The sequence below is a fragment of the Streptococcus sp. HMSC056C01 genome, from assembly GCF_001811305.1.
Taxonomy (GTDB): Bacteria; Bacillota; Bacilli; order Lactobacillales; family Streptococcaceae; genus Streptococcus.
In genome coordinates this window covers 43,100-56,309 of sequence record NZ_KV804195.1, presented here as the reverse complement: position 1 = coordinate 56,309, position 13,210 = coordinate 43,100, and the positions used below count along the sequence as shown (strand labels likewise).

The 13,210-nt window shown below is 41.6% G+C and carries 13 protein-coding genes; 12 read left to right on the top strand and 1 reads right to left on the bottom strand.

The window, feature by feature from the left end; genetic code table 11:
- Positions 1-461 precede the first annotated feature (461 nt).
- Together HMPREF2795_RS04330 and rpmH are read left to right on the top strand one after the other, a co-directional pair.
- Entirely contained in the window at positions 462-1,676 is a 1,215-nt protein-coding gene (locus HMPREF2795_RS04330) for a pyridoxal phosphate-dependent aminotransferase (RefSeq protein ID WP_045762715.1), read from the top strand.
- Between the two features lie 144 nt (positions 1,677-1,820).
- Positions 1,821-1,955, top strand: a complete 135-nt coding sequence (rpmH, locus tag HMPREF2795_RS04325) for a 50S ribosomal protein L34 (RefSeq protein WP_000831905.1) — start codon at positions 1,821-1,823, stop codon at positions 1,953-1,955.
- A gap of 182 nt (positions 1,956-2,137) precedes the next feature.
- Here rpmH and HMPREF2795_RS04320 read toward each other — a convergent pair whose 3' ends face one another.
- Positions 2,138-3,982, bottom strand: a complete 1,845-nt coding sequence (locus HMPREF2795_RS04320) for an APC family permease (protein ID WP_060956227.1) — start codon at positions 3,980-3,982, stop codon at positions 2,138-2,140.
- A gap of 154 nt (positions 3,983-4,136) precedes the next feature.
- On the opposite strand from HMPREF2795_RS04320, the gene HMPREF2795_RS04315 reads away from it, so the two are divergent.
- From HMPREF2795_RS04315 to HMPREF2795_RS04270, 10 genes are all read left to right on the top strand, one after another.
- Positions 4,137-4,913 carry a TatD family hydrolase gene (locus HMPREF2795_RS04315; protein WP_075228319.1) on the top strand — a complete coding sequence of 259 codons (777 nt, stop codon included), beginning with the start codon at positions 4,137-4,139 and terminating at the stop codon, positions 4,911-4,913.
- Positions 4,910-5,473 (top strand): ribonuclease M5, encoded by a 564-nt coding sequence (gene rnmV / locus HMPREF2795_RS04310; protein ID WP_075228318.1) that lies wholly within the window; start codon positions 4,910-4,912, stop codon positions 5,471-5,473. Before HMPREF2795_RS04315 ends, rnmV begins: the two co-directional genes overlap by 4 nt.
- Positions 5,474-5,605: 132 nt before the next feature.
- Entirely contained in the window at positions 5,606-7,033 is a 1,428-nt protein-coding gene (locus HMPREF2795_RS04305; protein ID WP_075228317.1) for an SseB family protein, read from the top strand.
- An 89-nt stretch (positions 7,034-7,122) separates the two neighbouring features.
- Entirely contained in the window at positions 7,123-7,836 is a 714-nt protein-coding gene (locus HMPREF2795_RS04300) for a dimethyladenosine transferase (RefSeq protein ID WP_075228316.1), read from the top strand.
- A gap of 19 nt (positions 7,837-7,855) precedes the next feature.
- The gene (rsmA, locus tag HMPREF2795_RS04295; protein WP_075228315.1) at positions 7,856-8,728 is read left to right on the top strand and encodes a 16S rRNA (adenine(1518)-N(6)/adenine(1519)-N(6))-dimethyltransferase RsmA; all 873 of its coding nucleotides are present in this window, start codon (positions 7,856-7,858) and stop codon (positions 8,726-8,728) included.
- Position 8,729: 1 nt separating this feature from the next.
- Positions 8,730-9,608: a ribosome small subunit-dependent GTPase A gene (rsgA, locus tag HMPREF2795_RS04290; protein ID WP_075228314.1), complete on the top strand. Its 879-nt coding sequence runs from the start codon at positions 8,730-8,732 to the stop codon at positions 9,606-9,608.
- A gap of 10 nt (positions 9,609-9,618) precedes the next feature.
- Positions 9,619-10,275: a ribulose-phosphate 3-epimerase gene (rpe, locus tag HMPREF2795_RS04285; RefSeq protein ID WP_075228313.1), complete on the top strand. Its 657-nt coding sequence runs from the start codon at positions 9,619-9,621 to the stop codon at positions 10,273-10,275.
- Entirely contained in the window at positions 10,238-10,900 is a 663-nt protein-coding gene (locus tag HMPREF2795_RS04280) for a thiamine diphosphokinase (RefSeq protein ID WP_075228312.1), read from the top strand. Before rpe ends, HMPREF2795_RS04280 begins: the two co-directional genes overlap by 38 nt.
- A 1-nt stretch (position 10,901) precedes the next feature.
- Entirely contained in the window at positions 10,902-12,158 is a 1,257-nt protein-coding gene (rmuC, locus tag HMPREF2795_RS04275; RefSeq protein ID WP_075228311.1) for a DNA recombination protein RmuC, read from the top strand.
- Positions 12,148-13,089, top strand: a complete 942-nt coding sequence (locus HMPREF2795_RS04270; protein ID WP_049502932.1) for a 3'-5' exoribonuclease YhaM family protein — start codon at positions 12,148-12,150, stop codon at positions 13,087-13,089. The genes rmuC and HMPREF2795_RS04270 overlap by 11 nt, the downstream gene beginning before the upstream one ends.
- The last annotated feature ends 121 nt before the right edge of the window (positions 13,090-13,210 follow it).

Below are 13,210 nucleotides of genomic sequence, written 5' to 3'. Positions count from 1 at the left end.
TTTAAAAAAAGCAATTTTTATATATACTTATTTGAAAATGCAAAAGTTTTAGTGTATAATACTAAGTGACAGGGCAGGGAAAAGAAGTCAGTGATATGGTAAAATTCTTTACAAACAGACTCGAATTAGCCCAGACATCGTCTATGTTGTTTGTTGAGTCGACTTATTTTTTCTTTGCGTTTTGCTGGACACAGGAAGAAATTCATGAGTTCATGCAACTATCATCCATAACGATGCCTTCGTTTTCGATTCGAAGTTTATATGCGAGACTTTAGATTTAGATGTATATCTTACTAGAGGTGCATATTTTTCTCTTTCTTCTCCCAAAAATAGAAAGAAATCGACCTTGCTCTGTTTACCTTGCGTTAAGCAAGGTTTTTTTGTGGAATAGTAGTGGGCGATTTACGATTTTTCTATCAAGTGGTATAATATTAACTATCCTGATGAATTGAGGAAATCAAATGAAAGAATTTAACAAATCAATCAAATTAGAGCATGTGGCTTATGATATTCGTGGACCAGTTCTTGAGGAAGCCATGCGTATGCGAGCAAATGGAGAAAAAATCCTCCGTTTGAATACAGGGAACCCAGCTGAGTTTGGTTTTACCGCACCAGATGAGGTTATCCATGATTTGATTATGAATGCGCGTGATAGTGAAGGTTATTCAGATTCAAAAGGTATCTTTTCAGCCCGCAAAGCTATTATGCAGTACTGTCAGCTCAAAAAATTCCCAAATGTAGGTATTGATGATATCTATCTTGGAAATGGTGTTAGTGAGCTAATTGTTATGTCCATGCAAGGTCTCTTGGACAATGGCGATGAAGTCTTGGTTCCAATGCCTGACTACCCACTTTGGACAGCTGCAGTTAGCTTGGCTGGAGGAAATGCCGTTCACTACGTCTGTGATGAAGAAGCTGAATGGTATCCAGACCTAGATGACATTAAGTCTAAGATTAGTTCAAATACTAAGGCTATCGTTTTGATCAATCCAAATAATCCAACGGGAGCCCTCTATCCCAAAGAGCTCTTGTTAGATATTATTGAGATTGCTCGTCAAAATGACTTGATTATCTTTGCGGATGAAATTTACGACCGTATGGTTATGGACGGCAATGTCCACACACCAGTAGCAAGTTTGGCTCCAGACCTTTTCTGTGTCAGCATGAATGGTCTGTCTAAATCTCACCGCATCGCTGGTTTCCGTGTAGGTTGGATGGTCTTGTCTGGGCCTAAACATCATGTAAAGGGCTATATTGAAGGTCTCAACATGCTTTCAAACATGCGCCTTTGTTCCAACGTCTTGGCTCAACAGGTTGTTCAAACTTCACTAGGTGGTCACCAATCGGTGGACGAATTACTCTTACCAGGTGGTCGTATCTACGAGCAAAGAAACTTCATTTATAATGCCATTCAAGATATCCCAGGTTTGTCTGCGGTTAAACCTAAAGCGGGTCTTTATATCTTCCCTAAAATTGACCGCAATATGTACCGTATCGATGATGATGAACAGTTTGTCCTTGATTTCTTGAAACAAGAAAAAGTACTTTTGGTTCACGGACGAGGCTTTAACTGGAAAGAACCAGATCACTTCCGTATCGTTTATCTGCCACGCGTAGATGAGTTAGCCCAAATCCAAGAAAAGATGACACGTTTCTTGAAGCAGTATCGTAGATAAGGCTTTCATAGCAAAAAAGCTGGAAACATTTGCCAGAGCTATTGACAAATGCGAAAGAATCAGATAGAATAGTAAAGTATGTTTAGTAACTGATCACTTTATAGCCGGCTAAACGAATACAAAATCTATGAGGAGGTATTCATCGTGAAACGTACTTATCAACCAAGTAAACTACGTCGTGCGCGCAAACACGGATTCCGTAACCGTATGTCAACTAAAAACGGTCGTCGCGTATTGGCAGCTCGTCGTCGTAAAGGACGCAAAGTTTTGGCTGCATAATCCAAACGAATTCAACAAAGAAGTCAGTAGGAACTCGAGTCTACTGGCTTTTCTGTTGCCTAAAAAAGTGAATTTTCTAAAATACCTTTTTTAGAATAAAAACTTCAGCAGATGTATTGGAAAGACAACATATAGAAAAAAGCTCAAAATCAGAAGGTGAATTTCTGATTTTGAGCTTTTCTTTATTCTTTCAAATGATATGAATAGCTGGCAACGACGACATCTTCGTGCCATCTGAGAGCATATTTTAATTTGAGGCTCATTTGATTGTGTAGGATATTTTGCCAAGGTTTGTTAGGGATAAATTGGGGTACTAGAACTGTGACTGTGTAGTTCTTTTTCTTGGCTTCTTGAGAGATTTTACGAACATAGCGAACTGTAGGTGTGATGATATCGCGATAGCTAGTATTAATGTTTTTTAGAGTGATATTTGGGAAGTAGTCGGCAAATTCTTGGAGGATTTCTTGGTCTTTTTCCTCAGTTTCCTTGGTGGAAATGTGCATCGCCAAAACCTCATCTCCAATACTTTGCGCGTAATTAATCGCTCCGACGCTGACTCGAGTGACATTTCCTACTAAGACAAGGACGACATTGCCATCGTAGGTTTTCTTTTGAATTCCTTCATAAAGTCGAAGCTGTTTGGCCACTTTTTGGTAATGACTGTGGATAGACAAAAAGAGGAAGGTTAAGACTAGGATAATTGGGAAGAAGGGCCAGATATCTCCAAGTCTGAAGAAGAGTAAGATAAGAACGATAGCATAACAAATGATGGCACCGAGGATATTTGCAAAGGCAGATTTTAAGAAATGAGAACCTTTTTCTTTTTTCCAGTGGCGAATCATCCCTGTTTGAGAAAGTGCAAAAGGAACAAAAACTCCAATAGTATAGAGAGGGATCAAGCGTTCTGTATTTCCGTTAAAAATGAGCAGAAGGATCATAGCGCCAAAGGCCAAGGTTAGGATACCGTTTGAGTAACCTAGGCGATCTCCTTTTTCCATAAAAAGATGGGGCATGTACTTGTTTTTAGCCATATTGTAAGCCAACATTGGAAAGGCAGAAAAACCAGTATTTGCAGCTACGGCTAGGATTAGGGCAGTTGAAAATTGGAAGAGATAATAAACAATCTGACCGAGAGCTGAATCCCCTAAAATTCCTTTAGCCATTTGTGAGAGGATTGTTTCTCCGTGTTGAGGTGTAATTCCCATCCAGTAATTTAAGAAGGTAATCCCTGCAAAGAGAAATCCAAGAATAAGAGACATGATAGTAAGCGTTTGGGCTGCGTTTTTCTCTTTGGGAGTCTTGAAAAATGGAACAGCATTTGAGATAGCTTCAACTCCAGTTAGTGAAGCTGAACCGCTGGTAAAGGCTCTTAAAATCAGGACGATTGAGAGACTTGGGACAGTTTGACCAATTGCAGAAGTTGCATGATAGCTGAGAGAACCAGTCAATAGTTGGAAGATACCAAACAATAAGAGGAAGACCGTGCTAAAGATAAAGAGATAGACAGGGATCATCAGAGAACTAGCAGATTCCCTCAAGCCTCGCAGATTCAAAAGCATGAGTAAACAGACCAAAAAAATGGAGATGTGGAGGTTGTAGGGGTGGAGGGCAGGCAGTGCTGCTGTGATCGCATCAGCTCCTGCAGCCACGGATACGGCTACTGTTAGCATATAGTCAACAAGCAAGCTTCCACCGGCAATCAAACCGAGCTCAGGAGAAAGATTTTCTCGTGTTACCATATAGGCACCCCCACCTTGAGGGTAGGCGTGAATGATTTGTCGGTAAGAAATGGTTAGACTAGCAAGTAGCAAGAGGACAAAAATGCCGATAGGGAGACTCCACCAAATAGCAAGTGGAGATAGGCTAGCCAAGACAAGGACGACCTGCTCAGGTCCATAGGCGATAGATGAAAGGGCATCGCTTGAGAGCATTGCAAGTGCCTGTGTTTTTCCAAGTAGTCCTCCCTCGCCTTCAGTCAAGGACTTAAGGGGACGACCAATAAAGGTATATTTTAATTTCGTAAACATTTTCTTTCCTTTTCTGAAAATTTCAACAAGAGTTATTATACTGCTATGAAAATAAGTCGTCAAGAAAAAGTGAGTGATTTTAAAATATTTTTTCCTATAAGGATGAGAGCAGTTTTTTGGTATAATAGAAGGTAGAAAAAACGAGGGAATATAAATGATTTTTGATACTCATACCCACTTGAATGTGGAAGAATTTTTGGGACGCGAAGAAGAAGAACTTGCCTTAGCGGCTGAAATGGGTGTAACTCGGATGAATATTGTTGGTTTTGACAAACCGACTATTGAGCGGGCGCTAGAACTAGCAGATAAGTACGATCAACTCTATGCGACTATTGGTTGGCATCCGACAGAAGCAGGGGCCTATACAAGGGAAGTTGAGAATTACTTACTGGAAAAACTAAAACATCCTAAAGTGGTTGCCTTGGGTGAGATTGGTTTAGACTATCACTGGATGACAGCTCCTAAAGAAGTGCAGGAGCAAGTTTTCCGTCGTCAGATTCAGCTATCTAAGGAACTGGACTTTCCTTTTGTGGTTCACACACGTGATGCGCTCGAAGATACCTATGAAATTATTAAGAGTGAGGGAGTTGGTCCACGTGGCGGCATCATGCATTCCTTCTCAGGTTCTCTGGAGTGGGCCGAGAAGTTTGTGGAGCTTGGCATGACCATTTCCTTTTCTGGAGTGGTGACCTTTAAAAAAGCAACAGACATTCAGGAAGCAGCCAAAGAGTTACCTTTGGATAAGATTTTGGTAGAAACGGATGCGCCTTATTTAGCCCCAGTACCCAAGCGTGGGCGTGAAAATAAGACAGCTTACACGCGCTATGTAGTGGACTTTATAGCCGACTTGCGTGGCATGACGACAGAAGAATTGGCTGCTGCGACAAGTGCTAATGCAGAACGAATCTTTGGATTGGAACGTAAATCATGAAAGAGAAAATTTCCCAAGTCATCGTAGTCGAAGGACGTGATGATACGGCCAATCTCAAACGTTACTTTGACGTTGAGACCTATGAGACTCGCGGATCGGCTATCAATGAAGAAGATTTTGGACGAATCCAACGTCTACACGAACGTCATGGGGTGATTGTCTTTACAGATCCTGATTTTAATGGAGAGCGCATTCGTCGGATGATTATGACGGCCATTCCGACAGTTCAGCACGCCTTTCTCAAACGTGATGAAGCTGTTCCCAAGTCCAAGACCAAGGGACGTTCCCTAGGAATCGAACATGCCAGTTATGAAGACTTGAAAACAGCACTGGCTCAAGTAACAGAGCAATTTGAAGTAGAAAGTGACTTTGATATTAGCCGTAGTGACTTGATCCGCCTTGGTTTTCTAGCTGGAGCAGACAGCCGAAAACGCAGAGAATATCTAGGAGAGAATCTTCGTATCGGTTATTCCAATGGTAAACAACTTCTCAAGCGTTTAGAATTATTTGGCATCAGTCTAGCTGAAGTTGAAGATGCCATGAAATCGTATGAGAATTGAGAAACCGTCCCAAAATGTAGGGGGAATATGATACAATAGAAGTAATCATATACGGTTTAATCAGGCTTGATAGCAAGCATTAGAAAAGTGCTCCACAGGATTAGCCTTGTGTGGAGTTAATGAGGAAAAGTTATGGGAATCTTTGATTTTTTAAAAAAGACGGAAACTGCAGAGGCAACTGAAATAGCTGAAGCACAGAAAGAAAGAGAAGAATCTAAAAACAATGCATGTATTGGAGTTTTAGATTTGTTCCCAATGAAGGAAACGAATCAATTATTGATTGTTGGGAGTTTAGAAGGGACTCTCAAGGTTGGGGATCAGTTGCAGTTTTGCAATCCTGACCAAGGAATGGATGCTCTTGGTACTGTAGAGGTTAAAAAACTTAGCAGTCAAAACAAAGATGCAGATAGTCTTACTGATGAAGTTCTCGCGCATCTAGTGGTTGATAGGCTTCCTTCTTTGGATAAATTGAAAAAAGGAAGTGTGCTCTTTAGTTCAGGTGTTGAGGAAGAGCAAAAATTATCAAGCTATTCAGATGCTCTGTATCGTGCTTTTGTAGCCATCCAAGAAGGTCAATTGACTAATGAAGACTATTTGGCAGCTAGCCTTGATGACAGCGTAGAGATTTTACGTCTCTTTTTATGGAAATGCCGTCAAAATCAGGAAACTGAAAGTGAAGAAAGCTATCAAGCCAACACTCGTAAGTTGGAACGCCTAGCGGAAATCGTTAAAGATAAGCTCTTAGCAGCAGATGCAGTTTATGCTGTTTATTCGGAAAAAACAGGCGAACCCTATCTTTTCTCAACGACCTATGATAGGGGAGAAGAGGGGTATCTCTGTACGGATCCCATGATCATGCTTTTGACGCCATCTTGGTATCGCCAATTCAATGAAACCATTGATAGTCGACCAAACTCTGTCGTAAAACTGATTGAAAATACGGAAGATAAAAAAGGGATTGAGAATTTCCTTGGAATAGCCTTTTACTTAAATGGTGCCTTGGGAGCAATCTTTAATTCCAAGGAAGTCAGCATCAGTGCCTCGGCTTTGGTTCAAAAACCAGATTATTCTAATTTGCCAGAAATACAAGTTCCTGTAATGAATCCTGACTTGGTAAGATGGATGCTGTTGATGGGACAATTGGATAGCCCGACGACAGAAGATGAAGAAGTAATTTATAAGCTCTATTATAAGTTCTTTTCAGAAGCTATACCGAAAGCTAAATTCCTAATTCCTCTAGATGCGGCTTCGGAATTTAAGGGCGATAGTCAGGAAGGAAATTCCTTCGTTTTAGAAAAAGATTCTAGTTTCAACATTCCAGTTAAAGAAGGAAAAGATGGGCGAAACTCTGTGCCGGTATTTACTGATTGGAAACGCCTGCGAATGGTCTTTGACGAAAAATGGAATGGCATGATTGAAGAAGCAGGAGGCATGATTGAAATTTTTGACTATGCCATTAATCCAACGGAGTATTATGAAGCGGGTGCCTATGTTAGTCTAACAGCTTTTAAAGAGATGCAAAAGCTTGGCGAGGAACTAGAAGGCAGAGCTAAAGATTAGAGAGTTTCTTTACATTGGGAAACTATATGGTTTTATCTACATCCTACTTGAACCACTAACCTTTTTCAAAGATTGTGAAAGGAAATGATATGGCAAATAGAAGTTATATTTACTTAAAAAACGGAAATGAAGCTCGTATCTTAACAGAAGGCATCTACACAATACCCTATTTTTGGCAATTGTTTTGGGATGAAGAAGATTTAAAAGCTCCGATTGCTCTCTGGAAAACAGCAGAAAAACTCGAAGAAGATGAAGAGCAAGCAGAAAGATTTTACCAAGAGCAGAATGTAGATATCTTGCTTTCTATTGAAAAATTCCAACAGAATGCCCTCAAAAACCGATCTTTTTTAGAAGAGAATGCCCCGCAATCCGTGCAACTATATGATGACTTTGTCCGTTATATTCTTGCAAACGTCAAAGACGGTGATGTGCTCGGATTTGATCTTTTAGATGTTGTTTTTATGGACCAAGTGTCTGTTGTTTCTGATAAACTGTTAAAAAATATCCGGGCTATTCGGGAAAATCAACCCAAAGATTTAGATTTTTCTTTGACAGAAGAGAACTTAATTGGTCTTGCTATGGGCTTTCCTGATTATTATGCTTCAGAATTATTGCCAGAAGACAATATTCTAGATTCGGTTGCCTATCAGGATGAACTGAAGAAAACGAACCCCCAAGAAGATAAGAAAGTGCTTGATATGACTGGATCTGATTCAAAAGGGAACAAGCCTCGTGTTCTTTTAGTGTTTTGGATTTTGTTGGCACTAGGAATTATGTGGGTTTTATATATTATTTTTAGCTAATAAATAGAAAAGAGAATAAATGAGAATTGCAGATTATAGCGTGACCAAGGCAGTGCTGGAGCGTCACGGTTTTACCTTTAAAAAGTCCTTCGGGCAAAATTTCCTGACGGATACCAATATCCTTCAAAAAATTGTGGATACGGCTGAGATTGATGACCAGGTCAATGTCATTGAGATCGGGCCGGGTATTGGTGCCTTGACGGAATTTTTGGCTGAGCGTGCAGCTGAAGTTATGGCCTTTGAGATTGACCATCGCTTGGTACCAATCCTAGCGGATACCTTGCGGGATTTTGACAATGTGACCGTAGTCAACGAGGACATTCTAAAAGTTGACCTAGCGCAACATATCCAGAATTTCAAAAATCCTGACTTGCCCATCAAGGTAGTGGCAAACTTGCCTTATTACATCACGACACCTATTCTCATGCACTTGATCGAAAGTGGGATTCCTTTTAGTGAGTTTGTGGTCATGATGCAAAGAGAAGTGGCGGATCGTATCTCTGCTAAGCCAAATACCAAGGCTTACGGTAGCTTGTCGATTGCCGTTCAGTATTACATGACAGCTAAGGTTGCCTTTATTGTACCTCGTACGGTCTTTGTGCCAGCACCAAATGTGGATTCAGCTATCCTGAAAATGGTACGTCGTCCAGAACCGGTTGTAGCAGTAAAAGATGAGAACTTCTTCTTTAAGGTTTCCAAGGCTAGTTTCACCCATCGTCGTAAGACCTTGTGGAATAACTTGACAGGTTACTTTGGCAAGACTGAGGAAGTTAAGGATAAGTTGACTAGGGCTTTGGACCAGGCCGGACTATCCCCAAGTGTACGCGGTGAAGCTCTTGGCTTAGAAGAATTTGCCAGTCTAGCAGATGCGCTTAAAGGACAAGGACTCTAAGATGCAAGGACAAATCATTAAAGCTTTGGCCGGCTTCTACTATGTGGAAAGTGATGGTCAGGTTTATCAAACACGTGCGCGTGGAAATTTCCGTAAAAAGGGGCATACGCCCTATGTTGGAGATTGGGTAGATTTTTCTGCGGAGGAAAATTCCGAAGGTTATATTCTCAAGATTCATGAACGAAAAAATAGTCTGGTTCGCCCACCCATTGTCAATATTGACCAAGCTGTGGTTATCATGTCTGTTAAAGAACCTGACTTTAATAGCAACTTGCTGGATCGCTTCTTGGTCCTTTTGGAGCACAAGGGCATTCACCCTATTGTCTATATTTCCAAAATGGACTTACTAGAGGATAAGAGAGAACTGGATTTCTACGAGAAAACCTATGATGCTATTGGTTACGATTTTGTGACGAGTAAAGAAGAACTTTTACCCTTGTTGACAGGCAAGGTTACGGTCTTTATGGGGCAGACGGGTGTTGGAAAGTCAACTCTCCTCAATAAAATCGCACCTGACCTTAATCTTGAAACAGGAGAAATCTCAGACAGTCTGGGTCGCGGTCGCCATACTACTCGAGCTGTTAGTTTTTACAATCTCAATGGTGGTAAAATCGCAGATACTCCAGGATTTTCATCGCTAGATTATGAAGTGACAACAGCAGAAGACCTTAATCAAGCCTTTCCAGAAATTGCTAGTGTCAGTCGAGACTGCAAGTTCCGTACATGTACTCATACCCATGAGCCTTCTTGCGCGGTTAAACCTGCAGTAGAAGAGGGCATCATTGCTACCTTCCGTTTTGACAACTATTTGCAATTCCTCAGTGAGATTGAAAATCGTAGAGAAACTTATAAAAAAGTCAGCAAAAAAATTCCAAAATAAGGAGAAGCCTATGTCTCAATACAAGATTGCTCCGTCAATTCTGGCAGCAGATTATGCCAACTTTGAACGTGAAATTAAACGCCTAGAGGCAACCGGGGCAGAATACGCCCATATCGATATCATGGATGGTCATTTTGTGCCACAAATTAGTTTTGGTGCAGGTGTGGTCGAGGCTCTTCGTCCCCACAGCAAGATGGTCTTTGATTGCCACTTGATGGTATCAAATCCCGAACATCATTTAGAAGATTTTGCGCGTGCAGGAGCGGATATTATCAGCATCCATGCAGAAGCAACACCTCATATCCATGGCGCTCTTCAAAAGATTCGTTCTTTGGGAGTGAAGCCTTCTGTTGTCATTAACCCTGGTACGCCTGTTGAGTCTATCAAGCACGTGCTTCACTTAGTTGATCAAGTCTTGGTCATGACCGTAAACCCAGGTTTCGGCGGACAAGCATTTCTGCCAGAAACCATGGATAAGATACGTGAATTGGTTTCCCTTCGTGAGGAAAAAGATTTGAACTTTGAAATTGAAGTGGATGGTGGGATTGATGATCAGACCATTGCTCAAGCCAAAGAAGCTGGTGCAACAGTTTTTGTAGCGGGATCTTATGTCTTTAAGGGAGATGTCAATGAACGAGTGCAAGCTCTCAGAAAAGAACTGGACTAGAGTTGCAGTTTTTGCAGGCGGAGACCGCGGTCACTATCGGACAGATTTTGACTGCTTTGTCGGTGTGGATCGAGGCTCACTTTGGGTACTGGAGGAAAAACTTCCTCTTGCTTTAGCCGTTGGGGATTTTGATTCTGTGACTGTAGAAGAACGTCATTTGATTCAAAAACGTGCCCATCATTTTGTTCAAGCCCAGCCAGAAAAAGATGATACCGATCTGGAACTGGCGCTTTTAACGATTTTTGAAAAAAGTCCTCAAGCTCAGGTCACCATTTTTGGTGCCCTAGGTGGTCGCATTGACCATATGTTAGCTAATGTCTTTCTACCCAGCAATCTTAAATTGGCGCCCTATATGCGTCAAATAGAGATTGAGGATGGGCAAAATTTGATTCGTTACTGTCCAGAAGGAATCAGTCGACTTGAACCACGTTCGGACTATGATTATTTGGCCTTTATGCCTGTGAGGGATAGTCGTTTGACAATACTCGGTGCCAAGTATGAACTGACAGAGGAGAATTTTTTCTTTAAGAAAGTTTACGCTTCTAACGAATATATAGATAGGGAAGTGTCAGTGACTTGCCCAGATGGCTATGTGGTCGTCTTGCATAGCAAAGATAGGAGGTAGGATGGAAAGTTTACTTGTTGTTTTATTAGTTGCTAATCTAGCCGGCCTCTTTCTCATTTGGCAAAGGCAGGACAAGCAGGAAAAATATCTGACCAAGAGCTTGGAGGATCAGGCAGATAACCTATCAGACCAGCTAGATTATCGATTTGAACAAGCTCGACAAGCTAGTCAGCTGGATCAAAAAAATCTTGAAGTGGCTGTCAGTGACCGTTTGCAGGAGGTGCGGATTGAATTGCACCAGGGTCTGACACAGGTGCGCCAAGAGATGAACGAAAACCTTCTCCAAACCAGAGATAAGACTGACCAACGACTACAGGCCTTGCAGGAGTCAAATGAGCAACGCTTGGAACAGATGCGCCAAACGGTCGAGGAAAAGCTAGAAAAGACCTTGCAGACACGCTTGCAGGCCTCCTTTGAGACGGTTTCTAAACAACTGGAATCTGTCAATCGAGGTCTGGGTGAAATGCAAACTGTTGCGCGAGATGTCGGTGCGCTAAATAAAGTTCTTTCTGGGACTAAAACGCGAGGAATTCTAGGTGAATTACAACTGGGACAGATTATTGAAGATATCATGACACCTGCCCAGTATGAACGAGAATTTGCAACGGTTGAAAACTCTAGTGAACGTGTGGAATACGCCATCAAGTTACCAGGGCAAGGTGACCAGGAATATGTCTACCTCCCGATTGATTCTAAGTTTCCTCTGGCGGATTATTACCGTCTGGAAGAAGCCTATGAAGCAGGTGATAAGGATGAAATCGAGCGCTGCCGTAAGTCTCTCTTAGCAAGCGTCAAGCGTTTTGCCAAGGATATCAAGAGTAAGTACCTGGCACCACCTCGGACAACTAATTTTGGAGTCTTGTTTGTTCCGACAGAAGGTCTCTATTCGGAAATCGTTCGCAATCCGATTTTCTTTGATGATTTGAGACGAGAGGAGCAAATTATCGTTGCAGGGCCAAGTACCTTGTCGGCTCTTCTTAACTCCTTATCAGTTGGCTTCAAGACTCTTAATATCCAAAAGAGTGCTGACCATATCAGTAAAACCCTAGCTAGTGTCAAAACAGAATTTGGCAAGTTTGGAGGGATTCTGGTCAAGGCACAAAAACATCTCCAACATGCCTCTGGCAATATTGATGATTTATTAAACCGTCGTACTACAGCTATCGAGCGAACGCTTCGTCACATTGAGTTATCAGAAGGTGAGCCTGCGCTTGATTTGCTACAAATCCAAGAAGATGAGGAAGAATATGAAGATTAGTCACATGAAGAAAGATGAGCTTTTTGAAGGCTTTTACCTGATCAAGTCAGCTGACCTGAGACAGACACGTGCTGGGAAAAACTACCTAGCCTTCACCTTCCAAGATGATAGTGGAGAAATCGAAGGGAAGCTCTGGGATGCTCAACCCCACAATGTTGAAACCTTTACAGCAGGGAAAGTAGTCCATATGCAAGGTCGTCGTGAAGTGTACAACAATACGCCTCAGGTTAATCAAATCACCCTTCGCTTACCACAACCTGGCGAACCAAATGACCCAGCGGACTTCAAGGTTAAATCTCCAGTAGATGCCAAAGAGATTCGTGAGTATATGGCGCAGATGATTTTTAAAATTGAAAATCCAATTTGGCAGCGAATTGTTCGGAATCTCTACACTAAGTATGACAAGGAATTCTACTCCTATCCAGCTGCTAAGACCAACCATCATGCCTTTGAAACAGGTCTTGCTTATCATACAGCTACTATGGTTCGTTTAGCAGAAGCAATTGCAGATGTTTATCCTCAACTCAATAAGAGCTTGCTCTACGCGGGGATTATGTTGCACGATCTGGCCAAGGTTATTGAGTTGACAGGTCCTGACCAGACAGAGTACACAGTAAGAGGAAACCTTATCGGTCATATCGCTCTGATTGATAGCGAAATTACCAAAGCGGTAATGGAACTTGGCATTGATGATACCAGAGAAGAAGTTGTACTTCTTCGCCATGTCATTCTCAGTCATCATGGTCTCCTTGAGTATGGTAGTCCAGTTCGTCCTCGAGTGATGGAAGCAGAAATTATTCATATGATTGATAATTTGGATGCCAGCATGATGATGATGACAACAGCTCTGGCCCTTGTTGATGAGGGAGAAATGACCAATAAAGTCTTTGCTATGGACAATCGTTCCTTCTACAAGCCAAAATTAGACTAGAAACTAAAAAAATGAACTTTATTTAGGCAATAAAGTTCGTTTTTTTGCTTTTGTGTGATATAATGAGAAAAAGACTAATACTCTTCTAAAATCAAATTCAAACCACGTCAGCTTTGCCTTG

Coding starts and splice junctions, on each gene's coding strand:
- HMPREF2795_RS04330 (WP_045762715.1), top strand. CDS start 462: ATGAAAGAATTTAACAAATCAATCAAATTAGAGCATGTGGCTTATGAT.
- HMPREF2795_RS04320 (WP_060956227.1), bottom strand. CDS start 3,982: ATGTTTACGAAATTAAAATATACCTTTATTGGTCGTCCCCTTAAGTCC.
- HMPREF2795_RS04315 (WP_075228319.1), top strand. CDS start 4,137: ATGATTTTTGATACTCATACCCACTTGAATGTGGAAGAATTTTTGGGA.
- rnmV (WP_075228318.1), top strand. CDS start 4,910: ATGAAAGAGAAAATTTCCCAAGTCATCGTAGTCGAAGGACGTGATGAT.
- HMPREF2795_RS04305 (WP_075228317.1), top strand. CDS start 5,606: ATGGGAATCTTTGATTTTTTAAAAAAGACGGAAACTGCAGAGGCAACT.
- HMPREF2795_RS04300 (WP_075228316.1), top strand. CDS start 7,123: ATGGCAAATAGAAGTTATATTTACTTAAAAAACGGAAATGAAGCTCGT.
- rsmA (WP_075228315.1), top strand. CDS start 7,856: ATGAGAATTGCAGATTATAGCGTGACCAAGGCAGTGCTGGAGCGTCAC.
- rsgA (WP_075228314.1), top strand. CDS start 8,730: ATGCAAGGACAAATCATTAAAGCTTTGGCCGGCTTCTACTATGTGGAA.
- rpe (WP_075228313.1), top strand. CDS start 9,619: ATGTCTCAATACAAGATTGCTCCGTCAATTCTGGCAGCAGATTATGCC.
- HMPREF2795_RS04280 (WP_075228312.1), top strand. CDS start 10,238: ATGAACGAGTGCAAGCTCTCAGAAAAGAACTGGACTAGAGTTGCAGTT.
- rmuC (WP_075228311.1), top strand. CDS start 10,902: ATGGAAAGTTTACTTGTTGTTTTATTAGTTGCTAATCTAGCCGGCCTC.
- HMPREF2795_RS04270 (WP_049502932.1), top strand. CDS start 12,148: ATGAAGATTAGTCACATGAAGAAAGATGAGCTTTTTGAAGGCTTTTAC.